The sequence below is a fragment of the Aquirufa echingensis genome (assembly GCF_042714525.1).
Lineage (GTDB): Bacteria > Bacteroidota > Bacteroidia > Cytophagales > Spirosomataceae > Aquirufa > Aquirufa echingensis.
Genome location: NZ_JBBKYA010000004.1, coordinates 393,819 through 418,268 on the forward strand (window position 1 = coordinate 393,819; position 24,450 = coordinate 418,268).

Consider the following 24,450-nt stretch of genomic DNA (forward strand, 5'->3'; position numbering starts at 1 on the left):
GTGTTGAGCAGTGCGGGAGGAGATGGATATGCTGCGGGTTATACGGCGGGCAATGGGGGTAATCTTAGTATCTCGGGTTTTGGGGGCTTGAGTTTGCGGGGTGATGTGAATGCGAGTATGGGCTTGGGCGTTGGCGTAGCTGGCGATATCAGTTTAAGTGATGGCAATGGGGTGTTGACCTCAGGCGGTGGTGTGAATGATGGTTTGGTAGGGGGAGTGTTGAAGGGAGTGAATGTGACGAAGTTGGGCGTGGGGGTATTGGGTTTAGGGGGAGCGAATGCGTATACGGGAGCCACCAACTTAAATGCAGGTTCCATCGTCCTGAATGTTGCTGAAGGAATTCCGTCAACGAGTGATTTAACGATGGCGGCAAATACAACCTTTGACCTACATGGATTTAACAATACGGTGAAGTCACTGGCTGGGGTCAGCTCGAGTAAGATTACCAATAGCGCATCGAGTCCGGTTACCCTAAGTTTTGGCACGAATACATCTACCTATAGTGGATTAATTGAGGATGGAACTGGTGTCCTTAATCTCCAAAAGATGGGTGCTGGTACGACGACGTTGTCAACGACCGCAAATACCTACACAGGTACAATGACGATTTCGGGTGGTATTTTGGCAATCAGTCATGCCTTGTCATTAGGTTCAGCAACGGGTTCTACAGTGGTTAATGGTGGCTATTTGCAATTAAATAATGTCACTGTTTCTAGTGAACCTTTGACGCTATACACTGCTTCCACGGCGGGAACCTTGCGCGCCATGTCGGGGACAAGTAGTTGGAATGCTCCCATAAATTTAGGTAGTGCGTCATCCATGTATGTGGAATCGGGGGCGAGCTTAGCGATTGCGCCTTCGAGCGGTGTTGCTATTCAAGGAACCAATACAAATTTGACTGTATATACTGTTGGGAATTTAAGCATCACAGGTGAAATAGCCACAGGTAATGCAACAGTAACGAAAAATAATGCGGGCATTTTGACCTTGAATGGGGCTAATTCTTACAATGGTTTGACTACGCTGAATGATGGCCAAACGATTATCAAAAATGAATTAGGCTTAGGCTCCAATTTGGCAGGAACCACTCTGGGGGCAACGGCTAATTTGACCTTGGATGGTGCGCTGAATGTGACGGGTGAATCCTTAACGATGACGAGTAATGCCATCACGGCCAATGGCTCTATATTGACTAAAAACGGTGCGAGTTCATGGTCAGGAAATATCTCGCTGAATGGGACTAGTGTGTATTGGAATACGGAATCCGATTTTAATGTTATTGGAAATGTTACGAATACGAGCACGCTTTGGACCGTCGGAAGAAGCGCTGCAAGCACCGGAAATTTAACGATCAATGGAACGATTTCCGGAGCGGGTGCTTTGGAAAAAACAGGTAGTGGAATTCTATTATTGAATGCCGCAAACACGTATACAGGCTTAAGTAAAATTACTGCAGGAACGTTGCGATTAGGTATCGCTGATGCCATCAAAAACACGAATTCATTGACCTTAAATGGAGGAGAATTACAAACAAATGGCTTTGACCAAACACTTGCCAACTTAAACGTTAGTGCGAACTCGTCTATTTTATTAGGAGCATCTACCGTACATGCACTTCGTTTTGGTGCCTTAGGAACCTTCTATTTTAAAATGCTAAAATTGTATGGGTGGGAAGGAAGTTACAGTACTGGAACGAGTGGAACGGCCGGCCAAATATTCATTGGAAATAGTTCCACGTTAACCCAAGATAAAAAGGATCAAATTCGTTTTTATGATCCTGCGAACCCAACGAATAAATATGCGCCTTTGCATTTGTCTACAGGCGAAGTTGTGCCGAATGGGGCAGCCAATGCCACTTCAGGAAAGGCCAATGTGCGCATTTCAAACGAACCTACAATTAATGGAGTTTGGACGTTAGTAGGTAATATCAACACGTTTAATCCGAGTGATGAGAATGCGAATATAAACGCTGGGGATTTGAATCTGTTAGCCGGAAAATTCGCCACAGATAAATCGGTTGTAATCAATTCTAATTTGGCAGGAGCCTCTCAGGCAGGGATTGTAATCGTGGATGATATCGTGAATCCTACCTTTAATACGACTGCTGTCCGAAATTTCACGATCAATGCGGGTGCTGATTTACAAGTGAATCAAACGATTAACTTGGGTTCTCCCAATCCAAGTACCTTGGCTGGAATAGGATTAATTCTCAATAGCTCTGGGAATATTAACTTGAATGCGAATGTTACGACAACGGCCGCGAATGTTTCAATTTCTGGAACACCTAGAGCTAGCGGGAATATTACGATAAACGCTACCGGATATGTGAAATTAGGCAGTGGATTGTCAATTAGTGCGCGCGGCGTGACGAATACCTACGCATCAACGGCCGGTCTAGGAGGTAACGCAGGCAGTATAGCCATTACTGGTACAGGTGGTTTGAGTTTATTGGGAGATCTGAACGCTGCTGGGGGAGGAGCCTATTCCAATGGCAGTTACGTAGGAACCCCATTGAGTATCCTATTGAGTACAAATGCTACTACTTTAACTGTGGGAGAGGGGAATGATGGCCAGCTAGGTAAAATAAGTGGGGCAAATGTTACATTGTACGGGACGGGAAAATACCTATTTAGTGGGATGAATGATTATTCGGGAACGACGATTCTGGCGGATGGATCTTCCCTTCGATTAGCTGCCGCTGGGGTTATCCCGGATTTAAGTGCTGTAACACTGATGACTACTGCCAACGTGCTTGAATTAGGCGATTTTACAGAGACTGTGGGTAGTATTTCAGGAGTGGGAAATATTCGAAGCTATGGAGTCGCAAGTTCTGTTTTAAATACAGGTATTGATTTATCATCTACCGCATTTAGTGGTACGATTAGTGATGGAACAGGAACGGTCAATATAACCAAGCAAGGCACAGGGAATTGGACATTAAATTCTGCTAATACCTATTCAGGTTTAACAACGATATCGACGGGTAGAATTACCATGACCAATGCGAGCGCTTTGGGAAGTGATGCCCAAGGAACTGTTGTTGCCAATGGTGCGGAGTTGGATGTGCAAGGAAATTTAGCTATTGGAAATGAAGCATTAACGATATCGGGAACCGGTATTTCATCGGCTGGGGCATTGCGCCTGGTGAGTGGTGATGTTTCATGGGCAGGGCCTTTAACTGCCTCAGCCGCTAGTCCTCGGATGGTCGTAGCTACAGGTACATGGAATCATACGGGTGATGTCACGTTGAATCAAACCTTGACAACTGCTGTGCTGGGAACAAGTTTAAAATTTGCTGGAATCCTATCAGGGGCAGGAGGAATAACAAAATCGGATGTAGGCTTTTTGGAATTAAGTGGAGCCAATACGTATAGCGGTGCCGTTTCCGTTTCCGCAGGTAATTTGATTATCAAACATGCCACGGCGTTGGGTACGAATGCTGCTGGGACAACGATTAGTTCAGGGGCCAACTTGACACTCGATGGTGGGTTTAGTGTATTAGGCGAAAGTCTGAATTTAAGTGGGGCGATTTCTACGGGAAATGGTGCCATGCGCGTCATAAATGGCCCAAGTAGTTGGTCGGGCAACATTACGTTACTTGGTTCTTTGGTCTACATTAATGCCGAATCAGGTCTAGAAATTTCAGGTAATATTTTAAACAATATCACCAGTTTGACGCTAGGTCGGACGACAGGAACGGGTGCCGCCAATGTCCTCATCAGTGGAATCATTTCCGGTTCGGGAGCTTTGGAAAAAACAGGTACCAATGAATTAACCTTGCAGGGCTTAAATACTTATACGGGTTATACCAAAGTCAATGCCGGTTCCTTGAAATTAGGTGCTGCGAATGTCATTCCGGATAATGTTTTCACCCTGAACGGGGGCGAATTAAATACGAATGGATTCAGTGAAACGCTGGGAACGTTCAATATTACGGCCAACTCCAGCATTCGTTTAGGACCCACCACGCCACACGTTTTACGTGCGAATACCTTGGGGACCTTCTATTTCCGCATGTTGTACATCCGTGGCTGGGAAGGGGTTTATAACGGAGGTACTTCGGGAACTGCGGGTCAGATTTATCTTCAGAATACCAATTTCTTAGTGCGCGATAAATTGGATCAAATTCGTTTTATCGATGAGACCAATAGCAATGCCAAATACGCGCCTTTGCAATTGTCCGACGGAGAAATCATCCCTACCGGTGCGGCCAATGTCGTGACAGGGCAAGTGAATATTCGGGTTTCCAATGAGCCTACTTTTAATGGCGCTTGGGCGCTTTCGGGTTCAACGAATACTTTTAATGCCAGCGATGATAATGCAAATATTAATTACCTCGAGTTACAGACAAATTTAGGCACGACGAATGTGGTCATTAATTCTGCCTTCGCGAATGGCAGCCAGGCCGGGGCGATCTTGTTCGATGAACCGATTGCCGTGACGACAAACAATACCGTCGCGCGTGCATTTACGGTGACGGCTAGTCGGGATATTCATGTGAATCAGGCATTGGGAATGGGTTCGACGGCGTCTACGACGAATCGGGCGCCAACGGTAAGTTTTACGGCTGGACAAAACATTCGAATCAACGCTGCTTTGAGTGTTAGCCCATCGACGATTAATGTGGCGTCAAATTCAATTATTGCAAGTCCCTCGATCAACATGGTCGCTGGAGGAACTATTTATGTGTCGTCGACAGGTTCTGTTTCAAGCGCCGGTGGCGCAAATAGTAGTACGAGTTCGGCTGCTTTTGGGGGTGCTGGAGGTGCTTTGAGTTTACAGGCTGCCGGTTTGTCATTAGCGGGTAATTTAAACGCCGCTGGCGGAGTATCAACGTATGGGTCAGTGAATTCGGGTGCAGGTGGAAATGTGACCTTACAAAATACAATGACCTCTTCGCTTGACAATGAAGGCCAGACCAACGGTGTCATTACAGGAGCATCTTTGGTAAAAAATGGAGTGGGAACCTTGTCTTTAAAAGGGGCTAATGCCTATGTGGCAGCGACCACGCTTAATGCCGGAATGATTATTTTAGGTGCATCTGAATCCCTACCCAATGCAAGTGCGATAACCATTGCATCGGGAGCTACTTTCGATATGGCCGGTTGGAGCGAGACGATCGCGGGATTGAGTGGTGCAGGTACGATTCGCAGTTCTTTGTCGGGAGCCTCTTTGCTTACCTTCGGTTCGAATAATGCGAATACAACATTTACGGGATTGATCGAAGATGGAGCCGGAACATTATCCCTAACCAAAATGGGATCGGGTACTTTTGAACCAATTTATGCGAATACCTATAGTGGATTAACCACGGTGAGTGCGGGTACCTGGATTGCCTCGCAAGTTAATGCCTTCGGATCAAATGCGGGAGGGACATCTGTGCTATCGGGTGCCGTGGCCCAATTGAAGGGGCCATTGAATTTTGGAACGGAGAATTTTACAATTGCCGGAACCGGAATTTCATCGAATGGCGCTTTGCAAATACAAACAGGTAATGTGACGATTGGTGGGACTGTCACGGTTGGGTCAGTTGCGACAACCCTTAAAGTTGAATCGACAGGCTTGAATTTGAATGGAGACATCAGTGTGCCAACGGGCGTTTTGACCTACTTAGGAACAGGAACGACTCAGTTAAACATAGCTGGAAATATCAATTCGGCTGTTGGCCAAATCGTCAATGGCATTTCAGAAACGACAATCTCTGGTATAATCAGTGGTGCGGGTTCGTTGACCAAACGCGGCCTAGGCAATATTACGCTTACCAATGCCAATATCTTTACGGGCTCAGTTTCTGTTGAGGTTGGCAACATGACAATTAGCCACAATCAGGCCTTAGGTTTAGGCGCGGGTGCTACTTCGATTGCGGCCTTATCTAAATTGATTTTACCTGGCGGATTAACGGTTGCTGCTGAGGTACTGAATCTGGCGGGGACGGCATCGGGTGTGGCGAGTTTGGTCTCACAAGGTGGGGCAAATGCATGGAATGGAACGATTAATTTGAGTGGAACGACGAACACCATTCTACCGGAATCTAATTTAGTGATAGGAGGAAATATCGTCAATGCGGGAAGTATTTTGAATGTGGGGACTCCAGTTAATGCAACGACCGTGCGATTCAATGGAATCATTTCGGGTGGGGGTGCTTTTGAGAAAACAGGATTGAGTACGGTGGAATTTGGGGCACAAAATACCTTTACCGGATATACCAAAGTGGCTTCGGGAATTTTACGTTTGGCAGTCAACGAATCGATTCCGAATGCGGGTGTGATGTATTTGGATGGCGGAGAATTTCAGACGGATGGCTATCAAGAGACAATAGGTACGTTACATGTCACAAATCATTCTCAGATTACCTTGGGATCCGGAGTTCATGCCTTAACCTTTAATGCCATGGGGGATTTCAACTTCCGGAAATTACGGATTAATGGTTGGCTTGGGGCCTATGGTTCCGGAACTTCGGGTACGGATGGTCAGATTTTTTGGGGCAATTCACCTTTCTTGATACGTGAAAAATTGGATCAAATTCGATTCTATAATGCCGCGGGTCCGAGTACCCATTACACGACGCAATTGGCCACTGGAGAATTGGTTCCGATGGCAGACATTACCAATGTCACGGGTCACAGTAATATTCGTATTTCGGATGAGGTTCGTACCAATGGAGCCTTTGTATTGGCTTCTGGGACTTATACGTTTACGCCTTCGGATGACAATGCCATAATCAATGCGACGGAGTTGAGAGGTTTGTTGGCCACAAATTCGGTCGTGATAAATACAGCAAGCCCAACAGGCACGCAATACGGTTCCGTATTATTCGATGTGGATATGCCGGCAATGGGGACACCAACGGTGGTTAATACACAAACAGTCAATGCGGGTGCCAATATTTGGCTTAACAAAAACTTGACTTATAGCCCGGTAGGCAGCACCGGAAAAGGGACAAATTTGATTTTCCGAGCAGCGAAAAATATTAGTGTGCTGGGTACATTGACAACGAATACGCTTTCTTCTTCTTCGGGTACGACCATTCCGGCGGCTGGCGATATTAGTTTGGAGGCGACGGAAAACCTGAAAATTGCAAGTGCGATTTCAGCTATCGGAGGGAATAATACATCTTTGACCTACGGGGGAAATGGTGGAGCTGTGTTGTTAAAAGGTATTGCAGGAATCACGATGCTGGCGAATGTGTCCAACAATGGGGGGACTTCCGCAAGCGGTGGAGTTTATAATGGTATTTCAGGATCAGTCATTATTCAAACGGAAAATGCAACCCAAACAACGGGTGGAGGGGTCAATGATGGGCAGTCGGCCGGTGTGTTCAATGGACTGAATTTGACCAAAGAAGGAAGCGGTATTTTTATGCTCAAAGGTGCAAATACCTACACCGGAAATACGACTGTGAATGCAGGAACTTTGCGTTTAGGGGCTTCGGAATCGATCACCAATACGAGTATTTTAACGGTGAATGCCTCGGGCGTATTTGAAATGAAGGATTTTAATGAGACCGTAAATAATATATCAGGTTCCGGTCTCATTCGAAATGGTGGTTCGACGACGAGTTTGTTGACTTTGGGGGCTAATAATTTAGCGAGTACCTACAGTGGAATATTGGAAAATGGCGGCGGTGTTTTGGCCTTGACGAAAAACGGTACTGGAATTTTGACCTTGTCGAATGCGAATACCTATTCGGGGGCGACCTTGTTGAATGCTGGGGGTATTTTGGCAACTAATAATACGGCATTGGGTGATGCGGTCGGGACTACGACGGTCGCATCAGGTGCGGTGCTTCAAATCCAAGGTGGGATTCAAGTATCTGAAAATTTGACGATTACGGGAACTGGAATAAGTTCTTTGGGAGCACTTATAAGTAAGAGCGGGGATAATGTTTGGCAAGGAAATATCACAACAGGTACCGCAGCGACGTCTATTCGGGTAGATGCGGGGAATTTGACGATGCAGGGAACGACAACGATGGGAGGGAATCTGAACATCGGTGGTGCAGGAACTAGTTTACTACATTCGGGTGCATTGATTTCTACGGGTGCCTTAACCTGGGACGGAGCACTTGTACAAAGCTATTCTGGTCGGATTTCAGGCACTGCGAATATTGCGAAAAGTGGAACGGGTAATGTGACTTTGAGCGGAGATAATACGTATACGGGTACGATGACATTGTCTACTGGGACCTTGATTTTACAACATGCGAATGCCTTAGGGACTGCGCTGGGGTCAACGACCGTGAACTCCGGGACGAGTTTGATTTTGGATGGAGGTATTTCGATTGCCTCTGAGCCACTTTCATTGAATGGCGCCTTGGCGAGTGGAACGGGAACATTGCGGTCGATTAATGGGACGAATGCCTTTTTAGGGCCGATTACCACCGGAGGGTCTTTGGTTTATATTAATGCGGAAAGTGATTTGAGTTTAGGAAGCATTTCGAATTCGATTAGTTTGACCTTGGGTTCTGCGACGGGCGCTGGAAATATTGTGTTAACTGCAGGTATTTCGGGAGGGGGATCTTTGGAAAAAACGAGTACGAATCGCTTGACTTGGAACGCGACTAGCTCGTATTCGGGCTTAACTCGCTTGACGGCTGGAACGATGCATTTGGGTATTGCGCAGGCTATTCCTGCGGCGAGTGCCTTCTATTTCAATGGAGGAACTTTGGTCACCAATAATTATTCCAATACGTTGGGGACGCTTTATTTGACTAACAACTCGGTGTTGGAATTAGGAACAAGTGCGGCACATAATTTGATCTTTTCGAGCATCAGTCAATTATTTGATTTTAAGCGTTTAAGCATCAAAGGCTGGCAGGGTGATTATACGAATATGACGCCGGGAACGGTGGGGCGGGTGAAATTTACGTCATCTGTGAGTACTTATGTGCTCGATCAAATCTTGTTTGAAAGTCCTACACCAACTTATCATTATGCGAATATGATTACGGACGGAACGTTTGAGATTGTTCCTGGGGCGAATATGATAGTCAATCCAACGAGTTATAGCAATGTGATTTTGAGTACGGCTACGCCGAGTAATGGGACTTGGAGTGCCTTGACTGGGGGCGTTTACACCTTCACGCCTAATACGGATAATGCGATTTTGAATGTGACGGAGGTCCAAACAAAACTGGCCACTGGGGATGTGACTGTACTTACTTCGAATGGTTCTGGAACCCAGTCGGGCGCCATCATTGTCGTAGGGGCATTATCGGCATCAAATGCTTCGGCGGCTGCGCGAAAATTAACGTTGACAGCTCGAGGTACAGTCAATGTGTATGCGGGTATGACCTTAGGTTCGTCGACCGCGGCTACTTCCTATCCGGGGATTGAGGCATATTTTGAATCATTAACAGGAGATGTTACGGTTTCGTCTGCGGGTTCTATTACCACTTCGGCTGGGAATTATACGGGGAATGTGTCTGCGTCACGGGCTGGGAATGCGGGTAATATTACGTTGAAGTCGGTGGGTGGCATCATGTTAAATGGGCCTCTAACGGCAATTGGGGGTAATAATGCATCGACCTTCACGAATTCGGGTGGAGGAAATGGTGGAAATATTACATTGATCGGGCCCTTGGGAATAACGGCGAATTCGAATATCACTTCACAGGCGGGAAATAATGCCTTTGCGAGTAATTATGCCAATGCTTTTCCAGGAATTTTGACGGTAGAAACGGATGCCTTGACGGATGCAAGTGGGCAAAATTTGGGACAAACGTCGACGAGTATCATCAAGGCAGGAAATGTCGTGAAGAATGGGACGGGAACGTTCATGTTGCGGAATTACAGTTATGGTGGATTTACGACGGGTGGGGTTTTAGTGCAGACGCCATCTGTGCAAGTAAATGTAGGTACCTTGAAATTAATGACTGCGACTAGTATTTGGGATTATGCGGATGTGTCAGTGGCATCTGGGGCGATTTGGGATTTGGGTGGATTTAGTGAGACGGTTGGTTCGATTGCGGGAGCTGGGACAATCCGGAATGCGGCTACGTTGACATTGAGTTATAATAATCCGAGTTTGACGACTAATTTTTCTGGTTTATTGGAGGGAAGTATGGCGCTTGTGAAGAATGGGCCAACAGGTATTTTGGAATTGAGTAGTGCGAATACCTATACCGGTTTAACGACGATTTCGCAGGGAATTATTCGCTTAAAGCATGCGGATGGTTTGGGGACATCGGCAGCGGGAACGCTTGTGTCGGATGGAGCTAGTTTGCAATTAGACGGAGGTATTTCGGTTGCGACGGAGGCATTGACTTTGAATGGAACCGGTGGTGGGTTGGGTTCATTGCGGAATATGTCGGGGTCAAATACTTATGCGGGTGCGATAACTTTGGGTACGCCGGCGGTGCGGATTAATTCGGATGCGGGAATGTTGAGTATTTCGGGGGCTGTTTCAAATCCGAATGGATTGACATTAGGTGGCGTTTCGAATGTGGATGTTTCGGGAGTAATCTCAGGAGCATCGACCTTGACTAAAGATGGAGCGGGTTATTTATTGTTGCGAGGGAATAACACCTATTCAGGTTTGACGACGGTTTCAGCTGGTAAACTATTTGTGGAATCAGCGAATGCATTGGGCTCAACGGCCGCGGGGACATCGGTGACAGCTGGTGCGAGTTTGCAAATACGTGGCGGGGTTTTTATGGCGGCGGAGCCTTTGACGATAAATGGGTCTATGGCGGCAGGTGATGGGGCATTAGCGAGTACATCCGGAATTAATACCTGGACGGGACCAGTGACTTTGGGGTCTTCGGCAATTGTTTCAGCAGATGCGGATGAGTTGCGGATTTCGGGGTCGATTACGACTGCAGGATTTTTATTTAAATCAGGGAAAGCGGCAGCATTAGGTAGCTTGAAGGTTTCAGGAATAATTTCAGGTGCCGGGATGGTGGAGAAGATAGGAGATGGGACTTTGACATTGAGTGGAAATAATACCTATACGGGCTACACGAAGGTGTCAGGTGGCGTTCTTTCGTTAGGAGCCAGTGAGGTGATTCCGAATGCAAATGCATTCTATTTCAATGGAGGAACATTACGTACTGAAGGATTTACGGAGACGACGGGTGTGGTGCATATTTCTGAAAATTCGCAATTACAATTTGCGCCAGGTGTACAGCGGGTGACTTTTGCTTCGCCAGGAACTTTTACTGCGGGCAAATTATTGAATGTTTACGGATGGGAAGGGGATTTTGCGATACCTTCCAGTGGCCAACGCCCTAACGTGGAGGATTCGGGAATGATTCAAATAAGTTCATCGCGTTATGTGACCATCAATGGGGTCTTGCGTTCAGCGGGTGGAATAAACCAATATGGACAGATTAATTTTACGGGATTCCCGGGTACGGCGGGTAAATTATTTATCAATACGCGTTTGAGTTTGCCTTTGTTGGAGCAAATCAAAATCATCAATGATGCCGATAGTTCAGTTCATTTCTCGGTGCAACTAGGGAGTAATGAGATAGTGCCGGATTATACGCGGTAGGAGGAGGGGGTAGACGCTGCCGGGGTCGCAGACCCCGGCAGCGTCACCGCCACAACGATCTATTTAAGATTAAAGTATGCGTGTCCGCGAGATTATCAGGTTGTTTTTAAGCTAAAATGGGGGCAGGCAGTTTATCAAGTTCTTGGATAAACATGTGATGATCGTAGAAAAAAAAGTCTTCTGGGATTCAGTGGAGGTCGAATTATCTAGAAAATGATAATCGAAGTGGGGAGATACTAAATTGGACTTTGGCTCGTTAGCGGAGTGACGCTGCCGGGGTCGCAGACCCCGGCAGCGTCTACCCTCATCACTATACTTGTGCTTTCAAGAAATGCACAATAACCTCCAATCCCCTCTCAAAATGATCGTTATTCGGAATAACGATATCACAAGAACGTTTGTGTGGGCGAATATATGCTTCGTATGTGGGTTTTACATGGTATTTCCAACGGTACATCACGTCCTGTAAGTCATAACCTCGTTCCTCATTGTCGCGTTTGATGCGGCGCTTCAACTTCACCTTATCTTTGGCATCAATGAAGATTTTTAAATCCAATAATTTGGCAACTTCTGGAAAATGAAAGACAAAAATCCCTTCCACCACTAAGATTTTGCGTGGATGGAAATGTAATAAATCAGGTACTTTCGTTGAATTGTTAAATGTGTATTCCGGTCGGGTTACGACTTCGCCTGAACGTAATTTTTCAACATCCGCCGCAAAAGCTTCATCATCAATAGCACCCGGCAAATCGAAATTCTCAATACCATTATGGTCTTTGGTCTGATGCTCAATCGGACGGTAATAATTGTCCTGCGATAATAAACAGATTTCATCAGCCGGAAACTGCTCCATCAAGCGCTTCAAAAAATGCGTTTTGCCCGAAGCACTCCCTCCCGTAATTCCGATAATAAATGGTTTGTCGATGTTGCTCATATAAGCTACAAATTTGCGAAAAGCATCGCTAGGAATCAAGCCTCAACGAACGAATTTTACATAATCAGCCTCTTGGTCTTTGGATGTCTGAAAGTCGACGCGCATGTCTACATCCCGAAATAATTGAATTAATTCATCCAATTTAAATAGGCGTTTTCCACATCCTTCATGAATTCCGCCCGTAAGTATTTCCTCCATGATCACACAACCATCCAACTTCAAAACGCGGTCAATTTCATGCAACACGCTGGCAAGGTCATCCATTTCATGCAAGGAATTTAATAACCAAACTTGGTCCACCGATGCAGCTGCTAAAGGAATAGCTGATGCTTCTGCATGCAATATTTGTATGGGCGTTCCGACACGGGTTTGATAATGGTTTTCAAAATAAGACAAGCCTTCTTCGATGTCTGGCCAGTTTAATACATCTTTATTCGGGTCCAATAAAAGTAATTCGCCCGCGGCATTTTCCGCCATCTGCTTAATCTCCCACCAAGCGGCTCCACAACCCAATGAAAGGATGCAATCATCCTCCGACCACCCCGCAACCTCGAATAAACTTTTCTCCATGCAGCAAATTATCAATTCTGTTTATCTTTGACAAAAAAAGAATGCTATGGCTTTATTTATCGCACCTACCGCCAGCGTCATGGGGCGCGTCAAAATTGAAAAAGATGTCACCATTTGGTACGGCGCTGTCGTACGTGCAGACGTCGAGGAAATCCACCTAGGGGAAGGTTGCAATATTCAAGATAATGCCGTTTTGCACGCGGATGAGGGTGATAAAACGATTATTGGTGCGCGTGTGACCGTGGGTCATTCAGCCATTGTACATGGTGCGGAAATCGGGGAAGGATCCTTGATCGGCATGCATGCAACGGTTTTGAATCGGGCCAAAGTGGGAAAATGTTGTTTAATCGGCGCACATGCTTTAGTCACTGCGGGCATGGAAATTCCTGATTATTCATTGGTTTTGGGTAGTCCTGCCAAAGTAGTCAAAACCCTGAGTCCCGAGCAAATCGAAGCCTTAAAACACGGCGCGGATCATTATATCAAAATGGGTGCCAAACACGCCGCTGGTGAATATCCACTAATCAAATCATGATTGAACTCATCCTCATCCGTCATGCCCACGCTGGACCCTATACGAGTCCGGATGAAGCCCGACATTTGTCGGAGAGAGGAATCAGCGAGGCGAGAAATCTAGCGAAAATACTTGCAGATTATCCCTTGCCAGATGGAATTTGGTATGTTTCCGATGCGATTAGAACCTTGGAAACCTATCAAATTATAACGGATAAACCCGCTGAAGTATCTAATGATTGGTACCATGCTTCAGGACCTGCCTATTGGGAAAAATTACGTCAAAGTGCTGTATCCTGCGTTTATCTCGTTGCACACAATCCTTCCATTTCTTATGTGGCTTCCTATTTATCTGGGGAGGAAATTCAAATGGATACGGCCAATTTTGTACATTTGCAGTGGCCCACGCTTGATGATTGGGAGCAAGTCACGCAAGGCAGCGCCACAGTTAAAGCACGGTTTTAATATGAATAATCAGAAAATATTTCGTTGGGTGATTATCTTGTTCACCCTTTTGATGATTGCTTTGGCGATCGATATGGCGAGTAATACGACGGCGCCATGGAATAAGAAGAAGGTGAGCAGGGGTCAGTAGTCAGTAGTCAGTGGTCAGTGGGTAGTCCGGAGGGAAATAAGTCCGGAGTCCGAAGGGAAACAGTAGTCAGTTGTCAGTTTTCAGTGGTCAGTTGTCAGTGGGCAGTAGTCATTACCTAGTCACTAGTCCGGAGATGATGTCTCTTGTTTTATAACCCTGGGTTTTAACCTGGGGATTTCAGCGAAATCGAAACGATATTTAAGGCTTTTTGCCGTCCCTAGGTTGAAGCCTAGGGTTAATTAATAAGACGCGAAGTATCGCGTCTCTACGATCTAATGTCTATCGTCTAATGTCCAACATCTAATGTCTAAAAGACGCGAAGTATCGCGTCTCTACTATTCAATCGCCGCATTTCATGTGTCTCAAACTTTGGCAATCTTGTAAGGTTTGCCAAAGATAAAACCTCTTCATTCTTCACTCTTAACTCTTCACTCTTAATTCAAAACCGACTCCACATGCTTCAAATGATGCACACAATGCCAAGCATATATCCCCAGCACGCGATCCAAACGATAGCTTATCCCTCGCTCCGGATGAAAATACGTCTTTGACCAGTCAGACTCCTGCATCGTTTTCATCAAATAAACCCAACGCAAGTGAATGTATTTAATACCCTCGATCGACCATTGAATAGGTGCCTCGTTGCCATCCGGCATCTCAGCCCATGTATTTTCGTCGTAGGGTTTGATCGTCGGATTGTCCTCCGTCAATGCCATCTTGAAACGAATGTAGCTATTGATGTGGCTGTCAAATAGATGATGAATCACTTTTCTTGCCGACCAGCCTCCAGGACGATAAGGTGTTTCCAACAGGCTTTCATCTACGTTGGCTAGTAAATCTGCCAATTGACCAGGTAAGTCGGAAATAATTCCAATCCATTCCGCGCGTAATTCCGGCGTAATGATTTCAGGTGCTGAAAATTTCCCGATGGGATATTGCAAAGGATTTAATTCTTCCATGTTATCGAGTATAAAAAGCCGTGATATCAGCGCCTGCCTGACGTGTATGCGCAATCAGTGGATGAACCCCCTGGTGGATACTTTCCATCATTTCCTTGCCGCTTTCTTTGGCCAGTTGGGCTACATGCAACACATATTCAATTTCCCCCTCTTCCATTTCCAAAGGAACAACCACTTTATAAGCCTGATTTCCCAAAGCCGCCAATCGTGCCGCTTCTTTTTTAGCTGCCTCAAAACTGTTTTCTAAATCAGCTGTATCGACCACGATAACTTGTGGCTCTTGAGCTGTTTTTTCACTCAATACTGCTGCTATCGCTTGATCCAAACCTTCCAAAAGCTTCCGGAACGCATGGTAATTCTTTCCATTGCGCATCCGCTCGCGAATCGATTGGCGAATAAAATACGTGATTGAATCCGTAACCGTTAAACCAATTTCAGCCGTTTGTTTAAAGATTAATGAACTCGGAGACATACCCGGAATCGTGTTTGGGTCATGTAAGACAACCACACCATCCGCAGTTAAAAATCCGTCAATCCGCGTGCATACCCCAAATCCCAAATCATCGAAGGCTTGTTTCACCTGCGCCTGAATTTGCTGCAATTGAGCCAAAGATGCGTCCATCGGAATACGCTTGCGCGTTAATTTCGACTTGTATTTGGCATTGAAATCAAATACTTCCACCGACTCATCAATGACAATTTCCGTCGGCGGCAAGGCAACCGAAACTCCTTTTGGTGTCTGAATAACCCCACAAGAGAATTCATTTCCGTTGACAAATGCCTCTAGTAACACAGCATCTTCAGAATGCATCGAATGAATGCTTGCCTTCGTAACCGTATGAACAAAATAGTCCTTCAGCGCAGCGTGTAATTCCGCCGGATGCACATAAGTCTGATGATTAAAACGCACAGGAAAACCGATGCCCTCATCTAAATTGACCATTTTTTGAAGCACATCTACTTGCTCCGCTTCTGAATAGGTAATCCATTGCTCCCGGTAAATTTCCTGAATGAACAAGCATTTTTTGATTGCTTGGTCAAATACTTCCAAAGAATCTTCCTTCACAAAAGCCAAGCCAATCGACGATCCCTGATGCGGCGCTTTGGCCACAAATGGAATTCCAATAGCTTTTTTGACTTGCTCGAACAAGGTCTCCCGACCGTACGCTTCGTAGTCGGCACGCTGCAACACAAAATATTTTTTATCCAAACCGACGCTCTTTGCAAGCCAATCGTTTTGTTTGATTTTGTCGATTCCAATCGAAGAACCCAATAAACTTGGTCCTGAATACGGAATATTAAACCACTCCAATAAACCCTGAATACTGCCATCCTCTGCGCCAGGGCCATGCATGGCGATGAAGGCAAAGTCAAAATGATTAGCAAAATCGGCCGGGGAAATGGGGATTCCGATTTCCTCCAACATGCTCGAATAATTGTCGATGTCGGTCAACGATTCGGTATAAACCGAAAATGGCGCACGCTGGTAAGCAGCAGGCGGGAAGAAATTTCGGATCGATTCCTGGTAGATGAGTTCTTCCTTGATCAATACAAAATTGCCTAAGCCATCTACAAAAACGGGGACTGGGCTAAATAAAGCCTTGTTGATATGAGCCATGGCCGTTTTGCCACCAGCAAAACTGATTTCACGCTCACGCGCTTGTCCACCAAAAAATATTCCAATTCGCATCATCCTACTTTGATTTCTTCTACAGCTGTAATTTCAGGTACATCGCGACGAATCGCTTCTTCTACGCCGGCACGGAAGGTCATAGCCGACATATTACATGACTGGCAATTACCGACTAACGCTAATTTTAACACATTTTCTGTCGTGATTTCAACGACCTCTACATTGCCACCATCTGCCACTAAATAGGGTCTAATGCTATCTAAGGCTGTTTGGATTCTGGGATAGAGTGGGTGATTTTCCATGCTTGTGTTTATTGTGCGTTGTTTATCGCGATTTGCTGCGCCAAATTAGCCGCAATTTGTCCAAATGCATCGGCCGTCGGACCTTCTTCCGCCGCGATCGGTTTTCCCGCATCACCGGCTTCCCGAATTCCTTGTACCAATGGCACCTCTCCTAAAAAGGGAACCTTATATTTCGTCGCTAATTCCTTGCCGCCATCTTTGCCAAACAAATAATATTTATTGTCGGGCAATTCCGCCGGTGTGAAATAAGCCATATTCTCTACCAAGCCCAAAATAGGCACGTTGATGCTATTTTGTTTGAAAAATTGCAATCCTTTTGTCGCATCTGATAAGGCCACTTTTTGTGGAGTAGTGACGATTACGGCTCCGGTCAATTTGATCAATTGTACCAATGTCAAGTGAATATCAGATGTTCCTGGAGGTAAGTCGATTAATAAATAATCTAATTCTTCCCAATTCGTATCGCCAAAGAACTGACGCAAAGCTTGCGTCATCATTGGACCACGCCATGGCACAGGGCTTTCCGTAGGCGCTAAAAAGCCCATCGAAATTAACTTAATGCCATATTGGTTAATGGGTTGAATGCGATTTTTGCCATTCACTTCTTGCACCAATGGTTGCATGTCTTCTGCACCAAACATCACCGGAATCGAAGGACCCGAAATGTCGGCATCTAAAATACCTACTTTGGCACCTGCCTTTTTCAAAGCCATCGCCAAATTCGCCGTAACCGTAGATTTACCTACACCCCCTTTGCCAGAAGCCACCGCAATGACATTCTTAACACCTGGAATTAAGGGATCTTGCTGTTGGATAGACGTAACCTCTGCGGTCATGTTGATGACAACTTTTAGGTCTGGATGCACCAAATTATGAATAGCACCCTCGCAATCTTGTCTGATTTTTTCCTTCAGCGGACAAGCGGGTGTGGTCAAAACGACTGTAAAGCGAACCTCGCCCACGCCCAATTCAATATCTTTAATCATACCCAAAGTCACCAAATCCTTTTTCAGATCGGGTTCTTGGACCGTGCTCAACGCACCCAAGATGATTTCTTTCGTTACACTCAATTCTCCCATAATACGTTCTTTCCTTTCAAACCTCAAATATAGGGCTTTGTATTAAGATAAGGCCAATATTTGTTGGTCTATTTTTGCCAACATCTTAGATGAATCAATACTTGATTTGGCATCCTCAATTTCCTTCCGCAGCCGTAATAAGATTTCGCGATGTTGCGCGTACAGCAAGGGATGCGGTCGATGTTCAAGGGTTCGTAGCATTTCTTCCCATTTTTTGGCGATATCTAATAAATCATCCTCGAAATGAGCCTGTTTGAAACGCTTGTAAATGTATTCTACTGCTTGTTCGGTGGGATGAATCATGTCCGACTGGTAAAATCGGTAATCGCGTAATTCGTCCATCATGATTTCATAAGCGGGGAAATAGCTCACTTGATCTGGAAATTTCTTCGCCAAAGTATCTGCCGCCACCCGCAAAATGGCTTTAGATGTCGCATTTTCGGGTATCCCGTCTCGCGTATGTCGGACGGGCGAAACGCTTAGGATAATTTTTTGCAATGGGTTTTCTCGCAAAAAGCTTTCGTATGCCAAACAAATTTCTTCCACCGTGCTTTGTTTCTTGATAAATCGCGAAGCGGCCTGTTTATGGCAGTTGGCAATTGCCCTTCCCAATTGTTGATCCTCGTAATAAAAGGCCGTCCCCCAGGTGATAATCAGGAAATTGCTAGACTTTAAAAATGCGATCGTTTTCGACTTGATTTCTGCGAGTCTCGTTAAAAAGTCCGTGGGATTCTCGCCCATAAATTGCGAATGAAAATCCGGATGGACATAAAAATTCCCTTGTTGGTATAAATCGCTCGCTTGTAAATTTTGCTCACGTAATCCCTGCAAAATTTTCAGCGGATGGAACATCGTACCCAAAGCCTGATTAGAAACTTCCAAAGGCAATTGATCCAAACGCTTTCCCATGTTTTCCGCAAAACAGGATCCGATGCAAAGGATTTGGCTGTTCGGTTCTATCAGGTGGGTAGCGCGCGGGATGGAGAAGGTGGTGGTGAGGTTGATCATATGTAAATCCCCAGGCTGAAGCCTGGGGTTATTAAAATATATAGCCTCAGGCTACAGCCTGGGGGGAGTCGACGCGAAATCGCGTCTTAACTTTGGCAATCCTCTAAGGTTTGCCAAAGGAAAATGCCTACAATCCTTTCGCCCAACGATTCATTTTATTTTCCATGACATCCAATGGCATATTGCCATCTTTCAAGATTTCATCGTGGAAATCGGAAAGCTTAAATTTAGGTCCTAATTCCTTGCTCAAGCGTTCGCGAATCTCGCGGATTTTCAATGCCCCAATTTTATAGGAAAGTGCCTGCGCTGGAATCGCCATGTAGCGTTCGATTTCGGCAACGGTTCCTTCTTCGCTGAGTGGTTCATTGTCCATCATGTACTTGATGGCTTCCTCTCTCGTCATGTTTTTTGCGTGCATCCCTGCATCCACGACAAGTCTAATCGCCCGGTGCATTTCATCACCTAAAGCTCCCATATATTGGTATGGATCCGTATATAAACCCAATTCTTTTCCTAAGCTTTCCGTATAAAGTGCCCAACCTTCTGCATAGGCCGAGTTGCCACCGAAGCGACGGAATTTAGGCAATTGGCTATTTTCTTGTTGGAGACTCACTTGGTAATGATGTCCTGGTATCGCCTCGTGCAAGAATAAACTTTCCATGCCGGAAGTGGTATTGAATTTGGTCGCGTCTAAAATCGGTACATAGAAAATACCGGGACGAGTTCCATCTTCGGATCCTTGGAAATATTCCGCTGATGCAGATGCCGCACGGAATGCTTCGGTTTGACGAATCTCAAATGGCGTTTTGGGAACTCGGCCAAACATCGTCTTTAATGCTGGTTCCATCTTTTTGTGAATCGCATGAAAAGCAGCTAGTACTTCAGCTGGTGTCTTGTATGGATAGAATTTAGTATCCGTTTTCATGTGCGCGAAGAATTCTGCCAATGTTCCTTTGAATCCGACTGACTGCTTCGTTTTCTCCATTTCCGTCCGAATACGCTTCACTTCGGATAAACCGGTTTGGTAAATTTCCTCCGCAGGTTTATCTGTGGTCGTCAACACGCGAATTAAATATTGATAATATTTAGCTCCATTCGGAATGGCTGAAATACCCGTAGTCGTACGGGATTTTGGTAGGTATTCCGTTTGAAGATATTGTGCCAAACGTGCGTAGGCAGGCACGATCTCCGACTGGATTATTTGCGTGTATTCTTGTGTGAATTTCGCTTTGTCGGCCGCCGTGAAATCCTTTGGAAAATTATTCAATGGACCGTAAAAAGTGCTTTGTTTGATATCAGTCACGTTGAACGATTGCAATTGCGGAATGATTTTTTGAACTAAAGCCTTTGGCAAAACAATGTTTGCTGCAACGCCTTTTTTGAAATAAACGATGCTCGAATCCATGTATGCGGCCCCGATGTGCATGCGTTTTTCCCAGTTTTCATAATCCTTTTTCGTGGCGAAGGGTTGCATCACGGAACCGCTGCCCAATTGCGCAAAGGTCAAGTGAAAGCCATAAAATTGGTTTAAGGGCATTAAATTGTCTTGAAATGTCAAGCCCTCTAATCCCAATTCGATGTCACGCTTCAAGATATCAAAGGTGATTTGGTCATTCGCATCTAATTTCTCTCGATCGATTTCGCCTAAACTCGTTTGCGTTTTCGCTAAGAGTGCCTTGATTTTTGCACGATGTGCATCCGTGAAATCAATGTTTAATTGATCGTTGTAACGATTGTCGCCATTGGCCGTCGCCGCAACGGGGTTGAGTTTCAATTGCTCCTCGTAGTACGTATCCACAAGTGTGCTGAGTTCTTTCTTGGCATCGCCTGATTTACAAGAAACGAAGGCCAGCAAGCATAATAGGTAAGTCAGTTTTTTCATTATGTTGATTTAGAATTTCGAATATAAAAAGAAAGCGGAACAACACCTGCATGCCTTGCGCATTTGTCCTTTTTCTACAAAAGGTAATTTCGCCAAAAATTCTATATTTGTAGTTTGCATCACATATCAACACCTAAGCATTTATCAATTTATGTCAAATAGGGGAGCTGAACGCGAACGACTGAGTCTTCGTAACGATAATAAAGGTTGGAAAAAGTGGGGGCCTTACTTGACAGAGCGTCAGTGGGGCACGGTTCGTGAAGATTATTCAGCCAGCGGAAATGCCTGGGAGACGATTTCACATGATATGGCTCGCTCGAAAGCCTATCGCTGGGGTGAAGAGGGAATCGGTGGAATTTCAGATAATAAACAACATGTTTGTTTTGCTTTTGCCTTTTGGAATCACCGCGATCATATCTTAAAAGAACGCTTTTTTGGCCTTACGGGTAATGAATCAAATCACGGGGAAGACGTGAAGGAATTGTATTATTACCAAGATTCTACACCTACGCACTCCTACCAAAAAATGCTGTATAAGTATCCGCAGCATACATTTCCCTATCAAAAACTCATCGACGAAAGCAAAAAACGCACCCGTTTAGAGCCGGAATATGAGTTGATGGACACGGGCATCTTCGATAAAAATGAGTTTTTCGACATCTCCATGGAATATGCCAAAGGGGATGAACAAGATATTTTAATTCAGGTAACGGTGGAAAACCGTTCTAAAGTAGCTGCGCCGATCACGGTATTGCCAACGATTTGGTACCGAAATACCTGGTGCTGGGGCTACGAAAAGTATAATTATAAACCGATGTTGACGGGCGTAGGTCATTCCTTTATCGAGGTGGATCATCGCGTCGTAGGCCGCTTTAAATTATATGCTGAAGATGCGGATGAGTTCTTGTTTTGTGATAATGAGACCAATTTCGACCGTTTACACGGTTCGCCGAATCTTTCCCATTTTACAAAAGATGGCATCAACGATTACATCGTCAATAAAAATAAACACGCCGTCAATCCGAATCACATCGGTACCAAAGCATCCGTTCGCTATTCGGCGAAGATTCCGGCAGGTGGGAAGAAGGTATTTCGTTTGCGTTTAACTACTCTGACCTTGCGTGAACCCTTCGCGGATTTTGATGAAATCTATGCAGCCCGATTGAAAGACGCGGACGATTTTTACGCAGATTTACAAAAAGATATTCAGGACGCGAGCATGCGTAATTTGCAGCGTCAGGCCTATGCGGGTATGTTGTGGACCAAACAATGGTATTATTACAATGTATTCGAATGGATCAAAGGGGATCCTGCCATGCCAAAACCGGATGCTTCTCGGAAGCTCGGTCGAAACAGCACCTGGCGCCACATGTATGCGGCGAATATCCTTTCCATGCCAGATAAATGGGAATATCCTTGGTTTGCGGCATGGGATTTGGCCTTCCATACCTTGCCATTGGCACGTTTGGATCCTGATTTTGCCAAACGCCAATTAGCTGTAATTCTGCGCGAATATTACATGCACCCGAATGGGCAGATTCCTGCTTATGAATGGTCATTCTCGGATGTGAACCCTCCCGTGCACGCTTGGGCGACATGGAAGGTTTACGAGATCGACAAGGAGATGAATGGGGGCAAAGGGGATGTCGTTTTCTTGGAGCGTATTTTCCATAAATTATTGCTGAATTTCACCTGGTGGGTGAATTTGAAAGACGAGGGAGGAAATAACATTTTTGGAGGTGGTTTCTTGGGTATGGATAATATCGGGGTGTTTGACCGTTCGGCACAATTGCCTACGGGTGGGCACTTGGAACAAGCGGATGGAACGGGATGGATGGCGATGTACAGCTTAAATATGTTGCGCATTGCTTGTGAGATTGCCTTGGAAAATCCGGTGTATCAAGATATGGCTTCCAAATTCTTCGAACATTTCTTACACATCGCCGGTGCGATGCAGTCGATCGGTGGAGATAAGTTAAACCTTTGGGATGAGGACGACCAATTCTATTATGACATGTTGCATAAGGAAGATGGGTCTGCCGAATTGTTGAAAGTACGTTCGATGGTGGGCTTGATTCCACTATTTGCCGTTGAGGTGTTGACCTCGGATATGTTGGAGAAATTACCAGCTTTCAAACGCCGTGTGGAATGGGTGTTGAACAACCGACCGGATTTGGCGAGTTTGATTTCGCGTTGGTATGAGCCGGGCAAAGGGGAGAGTCGTTTGCTCTCGATCTTGCGTGGTCACCGGATGAAGATGATTATGAAGCGGATGTTTGATGAAACCGAATTTTTATCGGATTATGGCATTCGTTCCTTATCGAAATACCACAAGGAAAATCCCTACAAATTTGCCATTGAAGGCGGAACGCTGCAGGTTGATTATACCCCAGCGGAGTCGACGGGCAGTATGTTTGGGGGTAACTCCAACTGGCGTGGCCCGATTTGGTTCCCGATGAATTATTTGATTTTGGATTCCTTGAGCAAGTTCTCGGATTATTATGGTTCGGATTACGAGGTAGAATTCCCAACGAATTCCGGCGAAATGATGAACATCAAAGATGCCGCTGAAGGGGTTTCTCGACGCTTATTAGCCATGTTTGTGCCGAATGAAAAGGGCGTTATACCGATGTACGATGGGCATGAGAAATTACATGAGGATTCCCATTTGTTCTTTGAGTACTTTGACGGAGATACCGGAAAGGGCTTGGGAGCGAATCATCAAACCGGTTGGACCGGCTTAATCTCTGAAATTATCCTTCAATTACATAAAAAATAATGCAAACACCCGAAGAGCGTTTCGCGGCCTTAGGCCTTGTTTTACCCCCAGCACCGAAACCTTTAGGGGTTTATAAACCGGGTTTGCAGGTAGGGGAATTTTATTATGTTTCGGGCCATGGTCCTGTCATGCCAGATGCATCCTTGATCATAGGTCGGATCGGTGCGGATATGGACATCGAGGCGGGGAAGCATGCTGCCCAACAAGTGGGCCTTACCATTTTAGCCACCTTAAAGGCACAATTAGGTTCGTTGAATCGGGTAAAACGGGTGATTAAGGTTTTGGGGATGGTCAATGCGACGGATGATTTTTTGCGTCATCCCTATGTGATTAATGGCTGTTCAGAATTATTTGCCAAAGTTTGGGGTGAAGAAAACGGCATCGGTGTTCGTTCTGCCGTGGGTATGGGGACCTTGCCGGATAATATACCGGTGGAGATTGAGGCGATGTTTGAGCTAGACAATTAAACGTGATACATCACGTTTAATTGTCTAGCAGTCGCTAGTCACTAGTCGCTAGTCTTTTTGGCAAAGCATTTAGAGACGAGATAATCGCGTCTTTTTTCTTTGGCAATCCTTTCAGGTTTGCCAAAGTTTGAGGCGCTTTGCGCCGATTCCCCAGACTGAAGTCTGGGGTTATAAATTTTGATTGTTTGTTATGGGTTGATTTGAGGCGCTTTTTGCGCCGATTCCCCAGACTGAAG

Annotated in this window: 14 protein-coding genes; 6 read left to right on the forward strand and 8 right to left on the reverse strand. The window is 45.4% G+C overall.

The genetic code is table 11. From position 1 onward, the window contains the following. The first annotated feature begins 3 nt into the window (after window positions 1-3). Window positions 4-11,493, forward strand: a complete 11,490-nt coding sequence (locus tag SKC38_RS09710) for an autotransporter-associated beta strand repeat-containing protein (RefSeq protein WP_377976938.1) — start codon at window positions 4-6, stop codon at window positions 11,491-11,493. A 310-nt stretch (window positions 11,494-11,803) separates the two neighbouring features. On the opposite strand, the gene udk is transcribed toward SKC38_RS09710, so the two are convergent. After that, on the reverse strand, window positions 11,804-12,427 hold the full coding sequence (gene udk / locus SKC38_RS09715; protein WP_377976939.1) for a uridine kinase: 624 nt from the start codon (window positions 12,425-12,427) through the stop codon (window positions 11,804-11,806). 42 nt (window positions 12,428-12,469) lie between these two features. Next, the gene (locus SKC38_RS09720) at window positions 12,470-12,997 is read right to left on the reverse strand and encodes a class I SAM-dependent methyltransferase (protein WP_377976940.1); all 528 of its coding nucleotides are present in this window, start codon (window positions 12,995-12,997) and stop codon (window positions 12,470-12,472) included. A 46-nt stretch (window positions 12,998-13,043) separates the two neighbouring features. Here SKC38_RS09720 and SKC38_RS09725 point away from each other — a divergent pair, with 46 nt between their 5' ends. The 3 genes from SKC38_RS09725 to SKC38_RS09735 are packed head-to-tail and all read left to right on the forward strand — an operon-like array spanning window position 13,044 to window position 14,105. Continuing rightward, the gene (locus SKC38_RS09725) at window positions 13,044-13,532 is read left to right on the forward strand and encodes a gamma carbonic anhydrase family protein (RefSeq protein ID WP_377976941.1); all 489 of its coding nucleotides are present in this window, start codon (window positions 13,044-13,046) and stop codon (window positions 13,530-13,532) included. Then, window positions 13,529-13,975 carry a SixA phosphatase family protein gene (locus SKC38_RS09730; RefSeq protein ID WP_377976942.1) on the forward strand — a complete coding sequence of 149 codons (447 nt, stop codon included), beginning with the start codon at window positions 13,529-13,531 and terminating at the stop codon, window positions 13,973-13,975. Before SKC38_RS09725 ends, SKC38_RS09730 begins: the two co-directional genes overlap by 4 nt. Window position 13,976: 1 nt before the next feature. After that, a complete protein-coding gene (locus SKC38_RS09735) occupies window positions 13,977-14,105 on the forward strand; it encodes a hypothetical protein (RefSeq protein WP_377976943.1) in 129 nt (42 codons plus the stop codon). A gap of 434 nt (window positions 14,106-14,539) precedes the next feature. Here the strand turns inward: SKC38_RS09735 and SKC38_RS09740 are convergent, their stop codons facing one another. The 6 genes from SKC38_RS09740 to SKC38_RS09765 all read right to left on the reverse strand — a co-directional run bounded on the left by SKC38_RS09740 (window position 14,540) and on the right by SKC38_RS09765 (window position 20,968). Next, window positions 14,540-15,064 (reverse strand): YfiT family bacillithiol transferase, encoded by a 525-nt coding sequence (locus SKC38_RS09740; RefSeq protein ID WP_377976944.1) that lies wholly within the window; start codon window positions 15,062-15,064, stop codon window positions 14,540-14,542. A gap of 1 nt (window position 15,065) precedes the next feature. Next, window positions 15,066-16,757 carry a D-alanine--D-alanine ligase family protein gene (locus SKC38_RS09745; protein WP_377976945.1) on the reverse strand — a complete coding sequence of 564 codons (1,692 nt, stop codon included), beginning with the start codon at window positions 16,755-16,757 and terminating at the stop codon, window positions 15,066-15,068. Continuing rightward, window positions 16,754-16,999, reverse strand: a complete 246-nt coding sequence (locus SKC38_RS09750) for a NifU family protein (RefSeq protein WP_377976946.1) — start codon at window positions 16,997-16,999, stop codon at window positions 16,754-16,756. Before SKC38_RS09750 ends, SKC38_RS09745 begins: the two co-directional genes overlap by 4 nt. Window positions 17,000-17,007: 8 nt before the next feature. Further along, a complete protein-coding gene (locus tag SKC38_RS09755; protein WP_377976947.1) occupies window positions 17,008-18,078 on the reverse strand; it encodes an Mrp/NBP35 family ATP-binding protein in 1,071 nt (356 codons plus the stop codon). 42 nt (window positions 18,079-18,120) lie between these two features. Then, entirely contained in the window at window positions 18,121-19,086 is a 966-nt protein-coding gene (locus tag SKC38_RS09760; RefSeq protein ID WP_377976948.1) for a GSCFA domain-containing protein, read from the reverse strand. Between the two features lie 127 nt (window positions 19,087-19,213). Beyond that, complete coding sequence (locus tag SKC38_RS09765) at window positions 19,214-20,968, reverse strand: DUF885 domain-containing protein (protein ID WP_377976949.1); 1,755 nt, start codon at window positions 20,966-20,968, stop codon at window positions 19,214-19,216. 151 nt (window positions 20,969-21,119) lie between these two features. On the opposite strand from SKC38_RS09765, the gene SKC38_RS09770 reads away from it, so the two are divergent. Together SKC38_RS09770 and SKC38_RS09775 are read left to right on the forward strand one after the other, a co-directional pair. Next, on the forward strand, window positions 21,120-23,747 hold the full coding sequence (locus SKC38_RS09770; protein ID WP_377976950.1) for an MGH1-like glycoside hydrolase domain-containing protein: 2,628 nt from the start codon (window positions 21,120-21,122) through the stop codon (window positions 23,745-23,747). Continuing rightward, window positions 23,747-24,214 (forward strand): RidA family protein, encoded by a 468-nt coding sequence (locus SKC38_RS09775; protein ID WP_377976951.1) that lies wholly within the window; start codon window positions 23,747-23,749, stop codon window positions 24,212-24,214. The genes SKC38_RS09770 and SKC38_RS09775 overlap by 1 nt, the downstream gene beginning before the upstream one ends. Window positions 24,215-24,450 lie beyond the last annotated feature (236 nt).